Below are 20,068 nucleotides of genomic sequence, written 5' to 3' on the forward strand. Positions count from 1 at the left end.
AATGTTGTGCGTGAGGCGCGCCGGATAGCGCGCCTCGTCATTTGCGGAAAGGCTGGCCTACTTGAGCTTGTCCTTGAGGGCGGCGACGTCTTCCATCGATAGCTGGCCATCGGTGGCGACCTTGCCGTCGGCAATCTTCCAGAGGCGGAAGGGGCCGGTGATGTCGCCATACTGATCGAAGGAGACCGGGCCGATGACGCCTTCGTAACGGATCGGCTTGCCTTCCTTGATAAGGCCGAGCGCCTTGGCGAACTCGTCCTTGCCGGCATAGATCGGCGTGCCCTTGGGGTCGACGACCTTGTAGATATCATCCTTCAGCTTGGATGTGTCATCGCCGGCAATCGCAAGCGCGAGACCGACGATCGCACCGGCATCATAGGCGCGGTCAGCGGCTGGATTGGTCGGATCGATGCCCGAAAAGTCCTTGTAGTTCTTGTTGAAGTAATCGGTCGATGGGGTCGGGTTCGTACCCGAGGAGGTGCCGTAGGCTTCCTTCAGATAATCGGCGCCGACGGAGTCAATAAAATCAGGGCTGTTCATGCCGTCATTGAGCAGGAACTTCTGCGGGCCACCCTGCGAGATCCAGGTGCGGGCGATGGTCGCGCCGTCGACTGGCGTGCTGACGAGATAGAGGCCGTCGGGATCGCCGCCCATGCCGGCTGTGACTTCGGAGGCATAGCTCGACTGCTTCTCGTTATAGGGCGTCGTCGAGACGATGGTCCCGCCGAGCGCCTTGTAGGCTTTTGAAAACTCCGCGACCATGTTCACGCCGAAATCGTTGTTGACGTGGATGATCGCGAGCTTCTTGAAGCCCTTGTCGATCGCATATTTGGCGGCCGCGATGCCCTGCAGCGAATCCGAGGTGATGGTGCGGAAGAAGATGCCGTTGGTCTTGCCGTCGCGGCCAAGTGCCGTCAGCGTCGGCGAGGAGGCGGCGGGCGACACCTGTACGATCTTCGCCGGCGCAGTCACGGAGGTCAGGATCGGGATCGTCACCGAAGAGATGATGCCGCCGATGATGGCCGGCACCTTCTTGACCTGCACCAGCTGGGTCGCCGCATCGACCGCGACATTGCCCTGGCTCTGGCTGTCGCGCGTATCGGTCACCAGATCGCAGCCGTGTGCGCCGCCGGCGGCGTTGATATCGCGGAAGGCCATTTCGACGGACTTTGCGCCCGCCTGGCCGTATTCGCCGGCCGGACCGGTGAGCTCCATCACGAGGCCGACCGTTACCTTGCAGTCTGCGGCATTGGCGACGCCGGCTGCGGTTAAGAGGGCCAGAGCCGTGGTGATTTGAAATATCGTCTTCTTCATCTTTGTTCCCCTTGTTCGGTCAACGATTTTCATTTCTGTTTTTTCAGAACCTGTCAGGTCTCCGGCATCTGCAGCCAGGTTTCATGCAGATGCTGCCATTCGACGCCGTTGGGTGCCGATGAACTTGTGGTGAAAAGAGCGCTTGCTTGCCGACGGCTGTATTTGCCGGCGCGCATCTGTGCTTCGACATAGGTGAGAACGATCGTGTCCTCCGTCTCGAAGCTGGCGCGGATATCCGAAATCTCGATGCTGAAATCGCCATGAAAGCTTGCCCGGTTTGTCCGGATCAGCTCGATGGTCTGAGCGCGATCGAAGAGGCGGCCGGTTGGCGGGATCATGTGAAAAGCTTGACCGAAGGTGCGCTCGCAGCGGCCAAAATCCGTATTGTCGGCCGTTGTCGCATCATACCAGGCTTCGAAGAAACGATGGAAATCGAGAACTTCGGCGCTGGCTTTCTGAAAGAGGGGCGATTGCTGGCTCATACTTTCCCCGCATTGAGATTATAGTGCATGATCGAGCCGTGCCTGCCGGCGCGGTCGCGCTCCAGCGTATAGACGTCGCCTTCGAGGCCGGGGCTTCGGGTGATGATGGCGGCGATCTGCTGGCGGTCGTCGTCCGAAAGGGCGATATCCATGATCTTGGCGTTGGCAAGCGCATGTGCCTGGTTGCGCGCGCCGACGATGACGGCCGCTACCTGCGGCTGCTCCAGCACCCAGGCGCTGGCGATCGTGGCGATATCGACCCCATGGCGATCACCGATGGCCTTCAGCGCAGCAAGCAAGGATTGGAACAGCTCCCAGCCACCGAAATCGTCGATGATTAGCTTGTACTTGACGAGAGACCGGTTCTCGAGCGGCATCTCTGGCTCCGGCTGCCCGAGCCATTTGTCGCTCAAAAAGCCGCCGGCCACCGAACCGTAGCAGAGAAATTTCACGTCATTCCCGGCAGCCAGCTTGGCGAGGCTGTGCGACGGGCGCTGATCGAGAACCGAATATTGTAGCTGCTGGCTGACCAGCGGAATGCCGGCTTTGAGGATTTCAGCGATATGTGGCGTGTCGAAATTCGTCGTGCCGACATTGCGCACCTTGCCTTCGCGGCGCATTTCATCCAGCCAGCTCAGCGCTTCAAGATAACCGGGCAGGGCGTAATCCCACCAGTGAAACTGCACCAGATCGAGCTGCTCGGTTTTCAGCTTGCTCAGCGACTTGTCGACGATCCCCTGGATATAGTCGCGGCTGATCGTTGCCAGTTTCTCGAGATCTGGCACCAGCTTCGTGTGCACCTTCATGGCGCCTGCGGCTTCCACGCCGCGCTCGTTTTGGAGCCGCTGTCGCGCTTCGCCGATCAGCTCCTCGACGCCGGTATAAATGTCGGCGCAGTCATAGGTGCGGATGCCGACGTCGAAGGCGGCGATCAGGTCGGTGACGGCCTGGGCGCGATCGATGGCGCCATGCCCTCCGGCAAGCTGCCAGCCGCCGCGGATGACGCGGGAGATTGAATATCCGGGGCTGAGCTCAAAAGCCTTGGCGGTCATGCGGTTCATTCTCCTTCGGGCAACGGCACGGCCGTTGTCTCGGCATGGCTGAACCGCCGCTTGCCCGTTCTGACGATCCGCAGCCGGCTCGCGCAGTTGGGGTCGGGGCAGGCGATGTCCGCGTCCGAGGTCATCCAGTCATTCTTGTGGGTCGGCCGCTGCTTGGCTGCCAGCAACGGCAACACGGCGGAGATGGAGTAGATCGAGAAGCCCTGTCCCGGCGGCAGGGACAGCATCTCGCCCTTCAGTTCGAAATAGTCGCCCGGCTTGGCACCGCAATAGATCGGCTTGCCCTCGGGGATGACGGCCTCGACCCTCAGGTCGAACAGCTCGAAACTGTCGTCGCTTGCCGCGGTCATGTCAGATCTCCGCACGCTCGAAGGTGACGTCACAGGCGCCGTTGCGGCGGATGACGCCGCAGGCCGCAGCGAACCGCTCGCGTTCTTCCGCGCGCACCTGTGCGACAACACTGCCGGCAAGCCAGCCGATCGGGAAGAGCAGGCGAGCGCCGGGTCCATAGAACAGTCCGATATCGAAGATTGCATCGGCATTGCCGCCCCACATGCGCGGCGGCACATAGCTGAGCACGATATCGCCGGGCTGCGGCGTCAGTGTTGCATTCTCGGCGGGCAGGGCGTTCGCGTAGGACGCACCTTTCAGATGCGCCGGCGGGATTGGGCAGGAAATTTCCGGCCCGGTCCACATGGCATGAATACCGCCGACGACGCGCGGTTCGCTGAGGTAATGCCAGAAAAAGACGGCATTGTCGGGCGCCTTCGTCTCCAGCAGCGGCGCGAGGGCGCTGAGGCCGGAGCGGGGTTCGGTGATCTTGATGGCGCGCTGGCTCATGCGGATTGGCCCTTCTTGGCTTCGGCTTCCAGTTTGTTGCGCAGGAAGGTGAATGGCCGGCTGATGTCTGCGACCAGCGCATCGCGGGCTTCTTTTGCATCCTGCGCGGCGATCGCCTTGACGATCGTGCGGTGATAATGGGCCGTATCGATCTCGCCGGCATCCGAGAAGGCATAGATGGCGACGCGGATACAGGGGCCGGACTGCAGCCACAGGCTTTCGATCATCGGGATCAGGACGGCGGAGCCGCAGGCACGATAAATCTCGAAGTGAAAGGCCTGGTTGAGCGTCACCTCGCGGTCGACGTCCTTCTTGTGCTTCAGCGCGCGCATCTCGTCCCATTCGCCGAGCATGCTTTCGATGGTCGCTATCTGGCGCGGCGTCATGCGGGTTGCCGCAAGCGCGATCGCCTCGCCCTCGATGAGGATACGGGCGCGCAGAAGATCATCCATGCGCTCCAGCGTGATCGGCGGTACGCGAACGGATCGATTGGGGAGGGCTTCCAGCGCTTTCTCGGTGATCAATCGACCGAGAGCCTCGCGCACCGGCATGGTGCTGGTCATCAGCGCGTCGGCAAGGCCGCGGATCGTCAGCACCTGGCTCGGCTCGAAAAGGCCGCCGATCAGCGCACGGCGCAGCTCCAGATAGACTCTGTCTTGAACGGTTTCTCGCCCCACTGGCGCAAGCTGTGCGGCAATCGGATCGCTCTTTTCGGCGGTGGCCTTTTGCATTCGAAATCCCTTTTTCGGCTTGCGAAGAGGATTAAAGCTGATTAGCGTGATCAATGCAAGTGTGATCACAAATCAAATAATCAGGGAAGCGGCAGCGAACGCTTTCCGGCCAGAGGGATCTCATGAGTACGACAACTGAACGGCATGGGGAGGAAGCCCGGCCTGTTCTGACGGCAAGAAACGTGATGCGGCGTTTCGGCGGCCTTGTGGCCGTCAACGACGTTTCCTTCGAGGTGCGCCAGGGCGAGATCCTCGGTTTGATCGGCCCGAACGGCGCCGGCAAGACGACGATGTTCGATCTTCTCGCCGGCAGCGTTGCGCCAAGCAGCGGCGAGATCGTACTGAACGGCGCTGCGGTGGCGGGCGAGGCGGCTCATCGTCGCATCGGTCGCGGCCTTGGCCGCACTTTTCAGATCCCGCGGCCTTTTCCCAATCTGACGCTTCTCGACAATGTGATGCTGGCTGCCCAGGATCAGGCGGGCGAGCGGCTGCTGTCGAATTTCCTGCGGCCGTGGAAAGTCGCCGCGCAGGAGAAGGCTGCCCATGCCAAGGCGATGGACCTGCTCGAGCTCGTTCATCTGACGCGCCTGGCGCATGAACCGGCACGCGTCCTATCCGGTGGTCAGCGCAAGCTTCTGGAGCTTGCCCGCGTCATGATGGCCGATCCTGCCCTCATCCTGCTCGATGAGCCGGCGGCCGGCGTCAACGCGACGCTTCTGGAAACGATCATCGACCGCATCCGCGATATCAATCAGCGCGGCGTCACCTTTCTCCTGATCGAGCACAATATCGATATGGTGACGCGCTTGTGTCACCGCGTACTCGTCATGGCGAGTGGCCAGCTTCTTTGCGAGGGAACGCCGGAGGAGGTTGCCCGCGATCCGCGCGTCATCGAAGCCTATCTGGGAGGCGCGGCATGAGTGAAGCGGTCTTGAGCGTTCGCAACCTCGTTGCCGGTTACGAGCCGGGAGTTCCAATCGTTCGCGGAGCTTCGATTACGGTGGCGGAGAAGGAAATCGTCGTCGTTCTCGGTCCCAATGGTGCCGGCAAATCGAGTTTCATCAAGGCCATTGCGGGCCTCGTTCCGGTCGAGAGCGGTACGGTGGAGCTGGCCGGCAGGGATATCACGGGTGCGCCCGCGCACACGATGGTGCGGCTTGGCCTTGCCTTCGTGCCACAGACGGAAAATGTCTTTCCGCTGATGTCCGTCGAAGACAATTTGAAGGTGGCCGGCGGTATTCTGAAGCCGAAGGACGTGCCTGTTCGTATCGAAGAAATGTATGCGATCTTTCCGGATCTTGCCCGCCATCGTCGCATCGCGGCCGGCAATCTCTCGGGAGGGCAACGGCAGATGCTGGCGGTTGCGCGTGCCCTTATCGTTCATCCAAAGCTTCTCGTGCTGGATGAGCCTTCGGCGGGCCTCTCGCCGAAGTTCGTCTCGATGGTCTTCGACATGCTGACCGAAATCCGCAAATCCGGTGTCACCATTCTGCTGGTCGAGCAGAATGCCAGGGCAGCGCTTGCCATTGGCGACCGCGCCTATGTTCTTGTCGAGGGTAAGGACAGACACGAAGGCGTTGCCTCGGAGCTCTGGAACGATCCTGTCGTTGCCGAACTTTATCTTGGCCAGCGACCGGCACCGTCAGTAAAGGGAGGCGCGGCATGAACCTGCAATTTATCGTTGACGGATTGCTGACAGGCTCGATGATCGGCCTTGGCGCTATCGGCGTGACGCTGACCTACTCGATCCTGCGCTTTTCGAATTTCGCCCACGGCGATTTCATGGCGTGGGGCACCTATGCGACGCTTGCGGTTGTCAGCGCCATCGGCGCGGTCTTCGGTAAGGTTGCACCCATTGGCCCGCTCTCCTTCGGCTGGCCGCTGATCGTGGCGGTGATCGTGGCAATGGGCTTTACTGGCGTCCTTGCCCTTGCGCTCGATAAGGTGCTGTTTGCGAGACTGCGCACCAAGGGACAGTCGATCATCGTCGTCATGGCAAGCTTCGGCGCTTCCATGGCGCTGCGCAGCCTGCTCGAATTCCTCTTCACCTCGCGCCCGACCTATTTCAGCCGCGCGATCCAGATCGCCATGCCCATCGGTTTCGGCATTCGCATCACGCCCGATCAGATTGCCCTTCTGATCGTCACCGCGCTTCTGGTCTTTGGCGTGCATATACTGATGACCAGAACGCAGACGGGTCGCTCCATGCAGGCGCTCAGCCAGAACCCGGCCCTTGCCCGCGTCGTCGGCATCGATGTCGCCGGGGTCGTCCGTGTCACCTGGCTGATCGGCGGGGGGCTGGCCTGCGTCGCCGGCGTCATGATCGGCATTCTCGTGCAAATCCGTCCGCTGATGGGCTTCGATATGCTGTTGCCGATGTTTGCCGCCGCCATTCTCGGCGGTATCGGCAGCGTGCCGGGCGCGGTTCTCGGCGGCTTGATCATCGGTCTTGCTGAGGCGGCGGCAGTTCAGCTTGTCGGTGCGGAATGGCGCGCCGCCATCTCCTTCATCATCCTGATGGCCGTCTTGTTCATCCGGCCGATCGGCCTTTTCGGAGTAAGAGAGCGATGATGGATATTGTTGGCTATGGCGCTTTCTTCCTGACCACGGCGCTGATTTTTTCCTTCATCACGCTTGGGCTGAACCTGCAATGGGGCCTGACCGGCCTCTTCAATGTCGGGCTGGCCGGCTTCGTCGCCATCGGCGCCTATACCTCGGCCCTGCTGACGACGCCGGATACAGCCGGGCGATTCGGCGGGTTCGATCTGCCGATCCTTGTCGGCTGGCTCGGGGCCATGGTCATCGCCGGTCTCGCTGCGGCGATCATCGGCATTGCGACGCTCCGGCTGAAATCGGACTATCTGGCGATCACCACCTTCGGCGTTGCCGTGGTCGTTCAGCTTGTGGCGCTGAACGCGCAGAAGCTGACTGGCGGTCCCTTCGGCATCGGCTTCATTCCCCGCCCTTTCTCCAGCCTTGCTGAAACGCCTCTGCTCTTCAATCTTGCCAATCTCGGCGTCGTCGTCGTCATGATGCTGATCGTCTATTTTGCGCTCGAGCATCTGGCGAAAAGCCCCTGGGGGCGTGTCCTCAAGGCGCTGCGCGAGGACGAGCGCGCTGCCATTTCGCTCGGCAAGAGTGCTCGTTTCTACCGTGTGCAGGCCTTCGCAGTCGGCGGCGGCATCATGGGGCTTGCCGGTGCCATACAGGCGCATTTCATCGGTTTCATCGCTCCTGACAACTATCTTCCGATCCTGACCTTCCAGGTCTGGGTCATGCTGATCGTCGGTGGTTCGGGAAGCAACAAGGGAGCTGTTATCGGCAGCATTCTCGTCTGGGGGATATGGGCCGGATCAGGTGCGCTGACGAGCATCCTGTTTTCGCCGGAGCAGCAGGCACGCGCCGCCTCGCTGCAGATCGTCGCGATCGGCGTCATGCTCTGCATCATTCTGTTGGTGCGCCCCGGCGGCCTGTTCGGCGACATGCCGAAGCGTCGGCCGGCGGTCGCGCAGCAACCGAAGCCGGTCGCAGATGAGGGCAGCGCCGCTTCATAGGACAGCGTCGATATTGCTCCAACATCGTCTATGTCTTCAAAGAGCGGATCCCGGCAGCGTCGCCGGCGGCAGGACCTGCGGACCCTAGCCTTTAACTGCACCTGCAGTCATCGAGCCGGATAGCTGTCGATACATTATGAGGCCAAGGAGAGCCGGCGGCAGAGCGCCGAGGATCATGACGGCGGATGCCAGACCCCATTGCACGCCGCCGCCGCTGGCCGCAAAGAAGAACGAGGCGCCGACCGTCATCGGCACGGCGCGGTTGGTCGTCAGCATCAATCCGAACAGGAATTCGTTCCAGGCTGTGATGAAGCCGAAGATGAAGGTGGTGACGAGCGCGGGGCGGATCACCGGACGAATGACGCTGATCATGATCTGGAAAACGCTTGCCCCGTCGACCGTGGCGGCCTCGTCGAGTTCGATTGGTATGTCGGATATGGCATTGACCAGCATGACCAGCGCCAGCGGAATGTTGACGATCGTCAGGATGAGCCCGAGGCCGATCCGTGTGTCGAGGAGACCGAGCCACTGATACATCATGTAAAGCGGGATCGCGAAGACAACCAGCGGCACAGCCCGAAGGTTGATGACGAGCGGAAGCAGGATCTTCTGCCCGGTTTCGCTGCGGGCGATCACATAGGCGGCCGGGAAGGAGAGCAGGATCGCCAGCAGCGTGCCAATGAGCGCTACCACCGTGCTGTTTGCGAGATAGAGGAAAATGTTGAAGCGCTCGGTTTCTGTCAGCACCTTCAAATAGTTGTCGAAGGTCGGTTGCTCGATCCACAGGCCGGGGTTGCTGGAAATCTCGCGCGTTGTCTTGAACGAAGTGATAAGGGTGACGAGGATCGGGAAGTTCGTGGCCAGGACCACGATGCCGTAGACGATCCAGCGCAGAGGCTTCAGCATCTCATTTCTTCCTTCTCGTACCCAGCCAGTTCAGGCCGTAGAGAACCAGCAGCGATGTGATGAACAGCACGACGGAGGCTGCAACTGCCTTGCCGATGGCGCCTTCCTTGAAAAAGGCCTGATAGATGTAGATCGATAGCGATGTCGTCGATCCGCCTGCGCCGCTGCCGGTGAGAGCATAGATATTGTCGAACACGCGGAAACCGTCGATGAAGCGGATGAAGAAGGCGACGGTCAGCGTTGGCAGCATCAGGGGCAGTTCGATGCGCCATAGCCGCTGAAAGCCGGTTGCGCCATCCAGAGCGGCCGCCTCGCGTACATCTTCGGGAATGGCGATATAGGCGACGTAAAAGAGCAGAAAGGCAAACGGCGTCCATTGCAGGACTTCGACGACGACGAGCGTGCGAAAGGCGTTGTTATAGTCGAGGAAGGCCGGGCTGTCTCCGAACCACTCGAAAAGATAATAGGGCACGGGTCCGGCGAATTCATGCAGCACGAGGCGGTACATCAGACCGACCATGGCGGGCGCGACCATCAATGGCAGCATCAACGGCGCCATCAGGACCGGCCGCGCCGACAGCAGCGGCTTGAGAAAGATCGCCAGGAAAAGGCCGAGCAGGCACTCCGAGATAGCCGTGATAATGCCAAAGCGGAAGGAGAACCAGACCGATTGCCAGAAGGCCCCATCCGTCAGTGCCGCGACATAGTTACCAAAGCCGCTGATCTCAGGGCTGCGCAAGGTCTCGAACGAAACGGTCGAGACGGAATAAAGAAGATTGAGAAGAGCGGGAAAGCCAAGAAACAGCAGCAGAAACCCGACAAGCGGTGCCAGGTAGAGCCTGCCTTCGGCGCGTTTTACAAGAGCCATGGGGTTCGATCGCAGTGGCCGGATGCCGTCAGAGCCTTTTCGCTTTTCGTCGAATCGCGAAAAGGCTCTATTCTTCTGTTTTTACGCAATTTCGGACGGAAAACCGCAATACACTTTTCCTGGAATTGCTCCAAAGCCGGCACCCGGCCCTTGTCCTTATTTCTTCAAAAGATCCTGCATGCCTGCCTTGGTATGGGCAAGCGCATCCTCAAGGCTCTGCTGGCCGGACCAATAGCCGGTGAACTCCTTGGCCTGCAGCTCGTAGACCGAAAGTGCCTTGGCGGAGGTGGCGCCGGTCATGACATAGCCGTACTTGCTGGCGAACTCGCCGAGTTTCACGAGATCGGGACGCTCCTTGGCCACCTTGGCGACGACATCCGGCGTCAGGGCAGGCGAGCCGCCGGCGCGCGCATAGGCAAGGGCCGCATCCTCGGAGGACAGCCACTTGAGGAACTTGATCGCACCCTCCTTGTTCTGCGCGTTCTTGTTCAGGCCAAGGCCTAGGCCGTGAATGTGGTCGGTGCGCCCATTCGGCCCGGCCGGTGGCGCAACGATGCCGGTGACATCTGCGACGGCGGGGGACTTCTTCGCATCGGTGAGTTCGGCCGCCGCGGCGTTCCATTGCAGGGCGGTTGCTGCCTGCCCAGAGCTGAAGGCGGCATTGGTTTCGGCATATTCGTAGCTCAGCGAATCCTTCGGCGAGGCGCCGGCGTCGTAAAGCGTCTTGTAGAGCTTCAATGCTGTCTTATAGGCATCCGAGTCGATCGTGACGTTGCCACTGGCATCCATCCAGTCGCCGCCATAGGAGCGCGGCAGGGATTGGAACACCATCATGTTGAAGAGAAGGTTCTTCATCTGCAACACGGTGCCATAGCGAACCGGGCTCTGGCGATTGACCTGTTTGCTGAAATAGAGCGAGGTCGCCGCCCAGTCGTCCCAGGTCCAGTCATCGGGCTGCTTGGGTGCCATCTCCTTGCCGAGATATTTCTTGGCGATCTCGGCATATTTGGCTTTTGCATCGGGATTGGCAATGAGCGCGTCGACGAGATCCTTGCGGTAGTACATGAAATGCAGCGACAGGTCTGTCGGCACGCCATATTGCTTGCCGTCGAACTGCATCGTCTTCAGCACCGCATCGCCGAATACCTTCGAGGCATCGGCACTGAGCTCGATCGGCTCCATATAGGGTGCGTAACGCCCGATCGAATAGGTTGCGACCAGGTTGACGTCGAAGGCATTGGAGCCGGCCGCCATGTCGGCCTGCAGCTTGTCGAAAAAGCCGTCACGGTTGAAAAACAGGAGCTCGACCCTGTCGGCGTCAGAGGCCGTCTTGTTGTAGAGATCGGCGGTGGCCCGCAGCGCCGTTTCCTCCGAACCTCCCGGCCAGCCGAGGACGACGACCTTCGCGTTTGCCAGCCCCGGCAGCGCGGTGGCAGATAGCATCAGGGCGAGCATTGCGGACGATATGTGCTTGAATTTCATTTCTGTTCCCTTTCCTTATCATTATTGGTCGGGCTAGGCAGGTCTGTTTATCGATGGCGTCCGGCAAGGTCTGCCGCGCCGATGATGCCGGCATGGGGACCGAGGCTTGCGGCAACCAGGCGCGGCGCCAAATGCGACGGAAGCCCGGCAAGCTGCACGCCGATGGCTTCGAGATAGCCGGCCGCCAGACCTATGCCGCCGCCGATGACGATGCGTTTCGGTGCAAACATCATCTGGATGTCACGGCATAGAAGTGCGACGCGCGATGCGGACTGCGTGACGATCGCCTCGGCCCAGCCGGTGCCCTCGCGCGCCTTTCGAAAGATCTCGGGGGCTTCGGCTGGATGCCCGGCGCGGGCGGCTTCGGCCGCCATCCATCGACCTGAAACGACGTCCTCCAGTGGCGACTGGCCGTGCGTCGGTCCACGGAGCAGGCCGAAATGGCCGGCTACACCCAATAGCGGCCGCCCATTGACCACGACGCCACCGCCGATCCCTGTCGATATGGTCAGGAAGACGGTATCCTCGTTGGCGCCGGCGCCGAACCTGTGTTCGCCCCAGGCTGCTGCCTGAGCATCGTTGAAGGCGAAAGACGGTTTGCCGAAAAGCTTGCTGGCCTGCGCCACCAGCGGGTAGCCGTCCGGGATTGCAAGCGTTGCGGGATTGAGCGCCGACCAGCGCCCGTCGTCTATAAAGCCGGTTGCGGCGATGCCAACACGTCCGTATTGGCCGATCCAGGACTTTGTGTGCTCTGCAATGGCTGCAAGCCAGGCGTCTGGACCTGCCTCGCGGCGGGTTGCGATGGTCGTTTTCCCAAGCACTTGCGCGCCCCGAACCAACGCCGCGAGGGTCTTCGTGCCGCCGATATCGATTGCGAGCGTTGCGCCATCACGCTCGGAGAACGCTGCCGAAACGGCAGCGTCGAACCAGGATGTGACGTGCTCGGTCCGCGTGATCGCGGAGCCGACGACGACGGCGCCGGCGCCGGCCCGCACGGCATCCGCCGCGTGTTCGGGGGTGCGGATGCGTCCCTCCGCGATCACATGGGGCGTGAGCTCCCGCATGGCGGCAATCAGTGCGATATCCGGCTCGACAGGCTCGGGGCCACCGACATAGCCTGACATGGTGGTGCCGACGAAGTCGACGCCGGCGCCGAGCGCGCGTTTCGCATCCTCCAGGCATGAGCAATCGGCCATGGACAAGAGACCGCGCGCCTTGATGGCGGCAAGCAGCGCCTCGATCGTTGCCGGCCGCGGCCGGTCAGTGGCGTCGAAGGCGATGATGTCGGCGCCGGCATCAGCCAACGCCTCGACGTCGGCGATAAAGGGGGTGATGCGCACCGGGCTGTCATCAAGGTCACGCTTGATGATACCGATGATCGGCGCGTCGACGGCCGCCCTGACGGCTGCGACATAGGCTGCCGACTCGATGCGGAGCGCCCGGGCGCCGGCGGCCAGCGCAGCACGCGCAAAGCCGCTGACGAAAATAGCCTCATCCATCGCCCCGCCCGGAACGGGCTGGCATGAGACGATGAGGCTCAGATTGAGATCTTCCTTGCGCATTCCGCACCCCTTTTGGAGCGCAACGATAGAGAATGATCACCAGAAAGCAACCGGTTTTAAACTGGTATTACCTTTGCAGTTCGAAAACGAAGTCATAGACCTCGCCCTTGTAGCGAGTCTCGCAATATTCGACGATCTCTCCATCGGCGAGAAAACACCGCCGTTCGGTCGTCAGAATTGGCGCGCCAGGCTCGCAGCGCAGATGCTGCGCATCTTCTGGCGTGGCGGCACGCGCCCGCATGCGCTGAACGGCACGCCTTGGAAGGACGCCGCGCTCGGCAAGCGCTTCGTAGAGGGAATCGCCGACAAGCGAAGGTGAGGGGAGGAAGCGTACCGGCACGGCGGCATGTTCGACGGCGATCGGGGCGCCGTCGGCCGTCCGCACCCGACGCATTCGCAGGACCTGCGCATTGGCGGAGATGCCGAGCGCCATCATTTCGGTCGGCGAAGGGCGGGTTAACTGCTTGGAAATCCAGACGCAACCCGGTTCCATTCCACGGGCACGCAGGTCCTCGGAGAAACTGGTAAGGGTGGAAAGGGATTTTTCGACGCGGGAGCCGATCTCGCTGCGCGCGCCCTGCCGTCGGCTCAACATGCCTTCCTCTTCCAGCATGGCGAGTGCTTTTCGAACTGTGACGCGCGACAGGGAGAGGGTTTCGGCAAGCGATCGCTCGCCCGGCAATACCGAGCCGGATTTGAAGGCATGGCTGCGAATGGCCGCTTCGATCGCGCTCTTGAGTTGTTTGTAGAGCGGCATCCCCTGAGCGCCGGAAGCCAGCTCTTTCCTCACCAGTTCGATAATATCAGTTGCCAAGGCAAACTTCCTTTGATGGCACGATGACGAAAATCTCGTCTCGTTCGAGAACTGGTATTATACTGTACAGGTTTTTGCGATCTGTCGAGGCGGACAAAGGGCATACCGGTCCGCTGATACGGGCCGGTATGCAGTTCGTATTAGGAGGCTAGAGCACGACGTTCGGTCTGTGCCGGCATGGCTTTGCCGGGAACCCGCAGAGGGGCCTTCGCGACGACGGGAGAGACGGCAGGTGAAATGCGGGCCGTATTGGCCTTCGCAGCTCCCAGCCAGCGAAGAATCGCGTCGAAGCCGGGCTGGGCAGCCCGCTTGAATTCCGGGCTCATTTCCTCATCCATGCCGCAGAGCGAGGCAATTTCCTGGAAATCCACACGTCCTGCCCGAAGAGGGGGACGCGACTGGAAAACGATCAGGCCGATCATGAAGCCTTTGATATTCTCGAAGCTACGCGGCTGAAGCAGCGGCTTGAGCCGCATATCGCAAAAATCCGAGATCTTGCGCTGGAAAACGTCAGAGGCAGAGCTTTTCTTTATGGGCATTATTCATTCCTTGCAGGCGACATCATCCAATAGTCGGGGTGTGGCCCGCTAAAGCACGCAGGTTAACGAAGCGCAAACAACCGACCGATTGGCCGCTTTCAAATCTACGATGCGTCGCCATTTGGCAAGCGAAAGATCGATCACGCTTCGGTCAGCACCGTCTCCGGCATGAGGTGGCGGCAAAAGGCCAGAAGTCTTGTCGCCAGGCCATCAAGACCATGAAAAAACTGTAACTTGCCTCCCGCGCCATTGAGAGCGACATTTGCCTCGCGCCGGAATTATGAGGTGAAAGACATGTCAGTCTTGGAAATGCTAGTCAGACGCCGGATGCAGGAAGAATATGCCAAGGGTACATCGCCAGAGCGCATATCGCGTCTCCTGCAGGAATTCTTCAACGGAGCAGAAGCTTCCCAAGCTGATGTCTCCCGTTCAATGGATAGTGCCAATGAATTCAAGATTGCAGATGGTTAGGCTGTGATCTTTGCATGAAACAAAGCGCTGTTTCACGGGAAGTTTTACGACGCTTTGTTCATTTATAGTGCTCTTTCGATCTGGCCTGCCCATGTTGGCAGGCCTCATTCAGCAGGCGAATGGCTTCGCGCGTAGCGGAGCTGCGGCGGACATGGCGCTGAATGATCTTGTCACCTGCTCCTCTCTCGGCGTGGTCGTTTCCGCCATGACGCAAATTGAGAGGCCAGCAGTTTAGAACCCGGTCACCGCGATTTCTCTCAGTCAAATGATGACTGCTTTCGGCCCTGCCCGGCAGCCCTGGCTGCGATCAGAGCACGACGACCTTTGTTCCCACGCCGACCCGGCCATAGAGATCCATGACATCCGGATTTGCCATGCGGATGCAGCCGGAAGACACCGCCTTGCCGATCGAGTTCGGCTCGTTGGTGCCGTGGATGCGATAGAGGGTGGAACCGAGATAGAGCGCTCTTGCTCCGAGGGGGTTATTGAGGCCACCCTCCATGTGGTCAGGCAATTCTGGGCGGCGAGCGATCATTTCCTTGGGCGGCGTCCAACCGGGCCACTCCGCCTTGCGGCTGATCGTCTCCGTGCCCTTCCAGGAGAAACCTTGCTTGCCGACACCGATGCCGTATTTGAGGGCAGTTCCGTCGTCGAGCACGAGATAGAGGCGCTTTTCCTTGGTGGAGATGACGATGGTGCCGGGGTCGTAGCCAGAGAAGCGCACGACCGTACGCGGGATCGGCGACTGCGCCAGACTGGCCCGCTTGTCATCCTTGAGGCCCGGACTGAACTGGGGAGACACCGCATTCCGATCGATCGAAGCCTGCCGCCGCGGACGAGGAGCTGGCGGGAAATCGCCGTCTTCATCGTCGTTATAGTTATAGGGGTCACCCCGATAGTAATAGCCATCGTCGAGATGCGGATCGTCGCGATAGCGTGGCGGCGCCTCTCGCAAATAGCGTGGAGCAACATAGCCGCCGTCCAGGTCATCGCCGTAATCCGGCAGATATCTCCATTCCTGCGCATGCGCAGCAGTGCTTGCCATCAGTAAAGCCAGAGCGGGCAAAAGAACAAATTTCGTAGTCTTCATGTGATAACCATACTTCCCGAAGAACGCATCGGATTGCGCCCCGTGTCGACGGGGTATGCGTGCCGCAGACAATTCCGGAAACGGCGGGCGTAATTGTGGCAGCGGCGATCGAAAGTCGTGTTTTTCCGACCTGTTTTTGAGGTGCTGCTACCGATACGCGATGCGTAAACGGGAGGCCGCACGGAGCGTTTCTGTCATCGGCCCGAAAAGATCCTCGCAGCTGGCGTCTACCGAAGACGGCCTGACCGGTTATCGAGCGGGACACTGTTCGTTGGAATAACCTCCTCGACCAGTTTGTCGAACCTGCCTGGATCTGGCCGAACGAAACGGCACCGGATGATTACTTGGTGGATATTGCCAGTTTCGACCAAGCGGGATCACTGGAAGGATCCGTCGACCAGAACTGGATATCTGCGAAGTCGATTGACTGCACGATATCGGGCAAAGTGTCCCTGTAGATCCCAAAGCGCGGTTGAACGTCGATGAATGGGCGGCCGTCTTGATGGCGCATACCGTGATCGAGAAAGCCGAGGCGCCCCGTATAGGAAGTGTCGCAGGCGCGTCCGTTGAGATAGACCTGCAGAGAGCTTGCTCCCTCCCGCAAGCTTGGCTTCAGCATCACATTCACATCGTTCCAGTCACCCACATTCAGGTGCCAGGGACCGCAGATTATCTTGGACTCACCGGCGTTGCAGTCGGCGCTTCCGCGCACCTTGGCAACGAAGTTCGCCCCTGTTTCCGTCGGTATGGCCTCGATTTTGAAGAGCGGATTTGCCGCCTGGCAAGCTCCAAGAGGTTTCGTCTCTTCCGTTGGGATGTTTTGCTTTACCTGATGGATGACGGTGCGGTTGCCAAGCCCCCGCCAGGGGGCTTCGAGCCGAAAGGCAAAATGGTACCAAGTCGGCTCATCGAATTTGATGACCTCTTTCCTGATCTGGATTTCTACCCGTTCCGTCGGCGCATCGCCGACACTCTGGTCCGGGGCGTCACCTGGATGCACCGTGATACGCAATATCGGCCTGGAAGGGGAGGAGAGATCGCAAACGATACGCGATCTCCATGAGGCAGGATCCAGCCTGCTGCTGATCCGCCAGAGCTTCGATGGATGCTCGCTGTCGGCGGCGCATAAGTCGGCAAAGCTGCCCGCCAGGGGAGACACGGCTTCCTGTGCCATGGCGTGCGATCCGTTCAAAGCACCCAGGCATAGTAAAACGAAGACAAGCTGCAGAATTCTCGAGGTCATCATCGTCGGTCTTTTCTGAAAGACAGGATAGGGTCTGGGAAGCGGCGGCTCCAGCCAGCTTTCTTGACCAACGATATTGGTTGCAAAGCCTCAGTTCATTTCTATCGGTCGAAAATTGTGGGTCAAGCGCGTTTCGATCGGCAACGTCATGCTGGGCACTGCAGGGGTGAATGGACGCCAGTCAATCATCCCGTTTACCGTCGGCGGACAGTTTCCAGCCTTCCTCATCGATACGGCTGATATTGAGCTTGTCACCGTTGAACGACAGGACATATTTGATCTGCGTGCCGTATCCAATGTCTTGCATGTCGATCACGAATGTATGCCCATCCGACCACCTCCCTTTGGCGGCGGGGATGTGGCCCGGGTAGTGGCCGGAAAGCGCGGGCTGGCCTTTGCGATAGAGCCCGTCAAGTCCGATCGGTACGTCTTGCGCGATTGAAGAGCCCGCCGGATAACGCAAATACTGTTCATATTCGAGATGCGGATGAGGGCCGGTCAGAAATAGGGTAAGTGACCTTAATTCCAGATCGTTGTCGGGAAATTTGTAGGTCTTTCCGGAACTGGTGGAGGCCATCTCCGGGGTTGGGCCAACGGCCGTTGGTTTCTCAACCGCAGCATCCTTGATCGTATTGGCAAGCTGCTCGGCCGCGTTCGGGTTTGGCGGAAGCGCCGATTCGGATTTGACCGCCGAGGAAACATTATCAGCCAGATTGCGGAGCGGGACATATTTTCTGGCGGTGGTCACTACCACGATATCCAGATCGGGAAACACCGCTATATTCTGACCATCCTTGCCGTTCGCCATGTAAACGTGCCGTTCGGGCAATATCCAGAAGAAGTTCGAGTAGCTCTGGCTGGGATCGTATGATGCATGCGTATTTACGATCCTGTGGCTCAAAACATCCGCCCAGCCGGCTGGAAGAAGTTGCCTTCCCTCCCACTCGCCATGATGCAAATACAGATAGCCGAATTTTGCCATGTCGCGCGGCAGCAAGAACAGCATCCCGTCTCCGATTGTCAGACCTTGGGGATCGCGGTCCCAATGCAAATCGGTAATGCCTAGGGGAGCGAAGAGCTTTTCGCGCGCATAATCCTCCTCGGGCTTGCCGGTAAGCCGGGTGATGATCGCGGAAACGAGATCCGGGTTGCCGTTGCTATAGTTGAAAACTTCTCCTGGCGGATGGGCCATGGGGCGATCAAGAATGAATTGGGTCAAATTGGACGCCCGGTACATATCCTGCATTGTTTGCTGCGTACCGCCCTCAAACCCCTGATCCCAATCGAGGCCGGACGTCATGTCCAGAAGGTTTTGAATCGTGATCGCCTTCTTTCTGTCGTCCACATTGGCAATGTGCCGGTCGGCGAAGAAGTCGAGTACGGGATGATCGAGACGGTCGAGCAGGCCGTCCTTATAGGCCATGCCGAGAAGCGTGCCGGTAATCGCCTTTGTGGAGGAAAATATCTCGTGCGGAACATCCCCAGTATAGGGCGCATAATAGGCTTCAGTGACAATGTGCCCGTGACGCACGACGAGGAGGCTGTCAAAATTGTGACTTTCCCCATAGGCGACAAGCTTGGCGAGTGCGGCGGAATCCATGCCCTGCTCTTCCGGCGTTGATGTTAGCCATTCTTTGGTCGGCCATACCGAATTATTCGTGTCCTGCGCCCGAGCAGGCTTGATGTGAGCGAAGGCGAGCAGAGCGCACAGGCTCAACATCGCACTCAAGACGAAACGTTCTTTGATTGGTACGTTCATGGCGGTCTCCTATCTTATGGAGACTATGCCGCGCGGAGCCCGCGCATTCTCGCCGAAAATTGGAAAATGACTTGCCGATTTCTCACCGCGGCTTGCCGATTATAACATTCCTTGCTGCATCCGGCTGTTTCGCCGTCGGCTGGGTGAGGATTTGACGGCGAAATTCGGTCGGCGTCAGGCCTGTTTCTGCCTTGAAGGCTCGGTTGAACGGGCCGAGCGACTGGAAGCCGGCATCCATAGCGATCGTCAGGATCGACACGTCCTTTTGGCTGGGATCGGCCAGAGCCACCTTGGCTTCATCGATCCGATACCGGTTGAGAAAGGCGTTGAAATTGCGGTAGCCAAGACCTTCGTTGATAATTTGACGCAAGCGATATTCCGGCAGGCTCATAAATGCGGCAAGAGAGCCGATGGTCAGCCCTTCGCGACGATATATGCGCTCGGTCGTCATCAGGCGCTCCAGGCGAGCGAGAAGTGCCGGTTCAATTCCTGGACTGCCTTCCGTTTCGATCGGAGCAGAAGAGAGACTGTCGACGGATGTAGCTGCCCGTTCGGGGGTAACGGCTTGATCGGGTGAGGCCGTGCGGAACACGCTCCAGCCGGCAAGCGCCGCCAACAAGCAAAGACTAATCCCGTTGGCGAGGTTTCGCGCCGAGGCGGACCATGTCAGGATGGCGACAGAGGAGAGATTGGCGATCGCATTGAACGCGATATAGGTCAGCGTTCCCATCAGCACGGCGACGCGCAACCGTCGTCGCCCGGCAACCAAATCCATTCGCCAGCTCGCAATCGTCTGCATCATTGCGAGCACCCCGAAGCTGAGATTGGCGACCGTAAGAACCCGATTGATCGCCGAGGCTGCAGAAGCCGATACGATGCCATAGGAAGTAATCAGCGTCAGGCCGACCAGGGCGATCCAGACGTTGCGATGCCAGGGCCGGAAGACAAAATCGTCGTCGAAAACCACCCGTGCCCAGAGCCAGAAGGCGATCGAGCCGCTCGATGACAGTGCGATGAGTGGCAGCCTTGCCCAATGCCACTCCGACGGCAAGCCCGGTGCGTCGATAATCGCAGAGGCGGAACCGGCCGCAGCCAGGGCGGGGCGAATGAATTCTACGGGGCGATGGCGCAGAAAAACGGCGGTCATCATCAGCAGCAAACCTGCGGCCGCACCACGACAACCGTTATCGAGAGCAATGAGGCCAGCGCTGCTCATGCCCCAAGGGTCTCCACCGCGACACAGTTCAAGAATGCACGGCGGCGAGTGGCCTGAGCATGTTGGCACCGAGCCAGATGCTTGAGGGTTACGGCGTCATCGTCAGCCGATAACGTTGCCAGCTGATGGCGCTTCC

At 59.9% G+C, this 20,068-nt stretch carries 21 protein-coding genes; 5 read left to right on the forward strand and 16 right to left on the reverse strand.

What is annotated here, in order from left to right:
• Positions 1-57: 57 nt before the first annotated feature.
• The 6 genes from GA0061100_RS13525 to GA0061100_RS13550 are packed head-to-tail and all read right to left on the reverse strand — an operon-like array spanning position 58 to position 4,428.
• Positions 58-1,314, reverse strand: coding sequence for an ABC transporter substrate-binding protein (locus GA0061100_RS13525; protein ID WP_075853193.1), 1,257 nt, complete (start codon positions 1,312-1,314; stop codon positions 58-60).
• A gap of 53 nt (positions 1,315-1,367) precedes the next feature.
• Positions 1,368-1,796: a hypothetical protein gene (locus tag GA0061100_RS13530; protein WP_075853194.1), complete on the reverse strand. Its 429-nt coding sequence runs from the start codon at positions 1,794-1,796 to the stop codon at positions 1,368-1,370.
• Positions 1,793-2,848 carry an aldo/keto reductase gene (locus GA0061100_RS13535; RefSeq protein ID WP_075853288.1) on the reverse strand — a complete coding sequence of 352 codons (1,056 nt, stop codon included), beginning with the start codon at positions 2,846-2,848 and terminating at the stop codon, positions 1,793-1,795. The genes GA0061100_RS13530 and GA0061100_RS13535 overlap by 4 nt, the downstream gene beginning before the upstream one ends.
• A gap of 5 nt (positions 2,849-2,853) precedes the next feature.
• Positions 2,854-3,207 carry a TIGR04076 family protein gene (locus GA0061100_RS13540; protein ID WP_075853195.1) on the reverse strand — a complete coding sequence of 118 codons (354 nt, stop codon included), beginning with the start codon at positions 3,205-3,207 and terminating at the stop codon, positions 2,854-2,856.
• 1 nt (position 3,208) lies between these two features.
• On the reverse strand, positions 3,209-3,697 hold the full coding sequence (locus GA0061100_RS13545; protein ID WP_075853196.1) for a DUF3830 family protein: 489 nt from the start codon (positions 3,695-3,697) through the stop codon (positions 3,209-3,211).
• Positions 3,694-4,428: a GntR family transcriptional regulator gene (locus GA0061100_RS13550; protein ID WP_143525426.1), complete on the reverse strand. Its 735-nt coding sequence runs from the start codon at positions 4,426-4,428 to the stop codon at positions 3,694-3,696. Before GA0061100_RS13550 ends, GA0061100_RS13545 begins: the two co-directional genes overlap by 4 nt.
• 122 nt (positions 4,429-4,550) lie before the next feature.
• Between GA0061100_RS13550 and GA0061100_RS13555 the strand changes: the two genes are divergently transcribed.
• From GA0061100_RS13555 to GA0061100_RS13570, 4 genes are read left to right on the forward strand one after another with little or no spacing between them, the layout of a single operon-like run.
• Complete coding sequence (locus tag GA0061100_RS13555; protein WP_075853197.1) at positions 4,551-5,348, forward strand: ABC transporter ATP-binding protein; 798 nt, start codon at positions 4,551-4,553, stop codon at positions 5,346-5,348.
• On the forward strand, positions 5,345-6,094 hold the full coding sequence (locus tag GA0061100_RS13560; protein ID WP_075853198.1) for an ABC transporter ATP-binding protein: 750 nt from the start codon (positions 5,345-5,347) through the stop codon (positions 6,092-6,094). The genes GA0061100_RS13555 and GA0061100_RS13560 overlap by 4 nt, the downstream gene beginning before the upstream one ends.
• The gene (locus GA0061100_RS13565) at positions 6,091-6,999 is read left to right on the forward strand and encodes a branched-chain amino acid ABC transporter permease (RefSeq protein WP_075853199.1); all 909 of its coding nucleotides are present in this window, start codon (positions 6,091-6,093) and stop codon (positions 6,997-6,999) included. The genes GA0061100_RS13560 and GA0061100_RS13565 overlap by 4 nt, the downstream gene beginning before the upstream one ends.
• Positions 6,996-7,982 carry a branched-chain amino acid ABC transporter permease gene (locus GA0061100_RS13570; protein ID WP_075853200.1) on the forward strand — a complete coding sequence of 329 codons (987 nt, stop codon included), beginning with the start codon at positions 6,996-6,998 and terminating at the stop codon, positions 7,980-7,982. The genes GA0061100_RS13565 and GA0061100_RS13570 overlap by 4 nt, the downstream gene beginning before the upstream one ends.
• 84 nt (positions 7,983-8,066) lie before the next feature.
• On the opposite strand, the gene GA0061100_RS13575 is transcribed toward GA0061100_RS13570, so the two are convergent.
• The 6 genes from GA0061100_RS13575 to GA0061100_RS13600 form a co-directional block, all read right to left on the reverse strand.
• Positions 8,067-8,888 (reverse strand): carbohydrate ABC transporter permease, encoded by an 822-nt coding sequence (locus GA0061100_RS13575; protein ID WP_075853201.1) that lies wholly within the window; start codon positions 8,886-8,888, stop codon positions 8,067-8,069.
• A gap of 1 nt (position 8,889) precedes the next feature.
• The gene (locus tag GA0061100_RS13580) at positions 8,890-9,756 is read right to left on the reverse strand and encodes a carbohydrate ABC transporter permease (protein WP_075853202.1); all 867 of its coding nucleotides are present in this window, start codon (positions 9,754-9,756) and stop codon (positions 8,890-8,892) included.
• A gap of 156 nt (positions 9,757-9,912) precedes the next feature.
• Positions 9,913-11,238: an extracellular solute-binding protein gene (locus GA0061100_RS13585; protein ID WP_075853203.1), complete on the reverse strand. Its 1,326-nt coding sequence runs from the start codon at positions 11,236-11,238 to the stop codon at positions 9,913-9,915.
• Between the two features lie 47 nt (positions 11,239-11,285).
• A complete protein-coding gene (locus GA0061100_RS13590) occupies positions 11,286-12,800 on the reverse strand; it encodes a putative N-acetylmannosamine-6-phosphate 2-epimerase (RefSeq protein ID WP_075853204.1) in 1,515 nt (504 codons plus the stop codon).
• A 67-nt stretch (positions 12,801-12,867) separates the two neighbouring features.
• Positions 12,868-13,557 carry a GntR family transcriptional regulator gene (locus GA0061100_RS13595; protein ID WP_075853205.1) on the reverse strand — a complete coding sequence of 230 codons (690 nt, stop codon included), beginning with the start codon at positions 13,555-13,557 and terminating at the stop codon, positions 12,868-12,870.
• 197 nt (positions 13,558-13,754) lie between these two features.
• Positions 13,755-14,153 carry a hypothetical protein gene (locus GA0061100_RS13600; protein ID WP_075853206.1) on the reverse strand — a complete coding sequence of 133 codons (399 nt, stop codon included), beginning with the start codon at positions 14,151-14,153 and terminating at the stop codon, positions 13,755-13,757.
• A gap of 294 nt (positions 14,154-14,447) precedes the next feature.
• Here GA0061100_RS13600 and GA0061100_RS34850 point away from each other — a divergent pair, with 294 nt between their 5' ends.
• Entirely contained in the window at positions 14,448-14,624 is a 177-nt protein-coding gene (locus GA0061100_RS34850; protein WP_167459824.1) for a hypothetical protein, read from the forward strand.
• Between the two features lie 307 nt (positions 14,625-14,931).
• Here GA0061100_RS34850 and GA0061100_RS13605 read toward each other — a convergent pair whose 3' ends face one another.
• From GA0061100_RS13605 to GA0061100_RS13620, 4 genes are all read right to left on the reverse strand, one after another.
• Positions 14,932-15,669: a L,D-transpeptidase gene (locus GA0061100_RS13605; RefSeq protein WP_342195459.1), complete on the reverse strand. Its 738-nt coding sequence runs from the start codon at positions 15,667-15,669 to the stop codon at positions 14,932-14,934.
• Positions 15,670-16,054: 385 nt separating this feature from the next.
• Positions 16,055-16,888 (reverse strand): heparin lyase I family protein, encoded by an 834-nt coding sequence (locus GA0061100_RS13610; RefSeq protein WP_075853208.1) that lies wholly within the window; start codon positions 16,886-16,888, stop codon positions 16,055-16,057.
• Between the two features lie 250 nt (positions 16,889-17,138).
• Positions 17,139-18,716: a serine hydrolase domain-containing protein gene (locus tag GA0061100_RS13615; RefSeq protein ID WP_244557826.1), complete on the reverse strand. Its 1,578-nt coding sequence runs from the start codon at positions 18,714-18,716 to the stop codon at positions 17,139-17,141.
• Between the two features lie 82 nt (positions 18,717-18,798).
• Positions 18,799-19,932, reverse strand: coding sequence for a helix-turn-helix domain-containing protein (locus GA0061100_RS13620; RefSeq protein ID WP_075853209.1), 1,134 nt, complete (start codon positions 19,930-19,932; stop codon positions 18,799-18,801).
• Positions 19,933-20,068 lie beyond the last annotated feature (136 nt).

The organism is Martinezella hainanensis (assembly GCF_900094555.1).
In the GTDB taxonomy this organism is placed as follows: domain Bacteria; phylum Pseudomonadota; class Alphaproteobacteria; order Rhizobiales; family Rhizobiaceae; genus Rhizobium; species Rhizobium hainanense.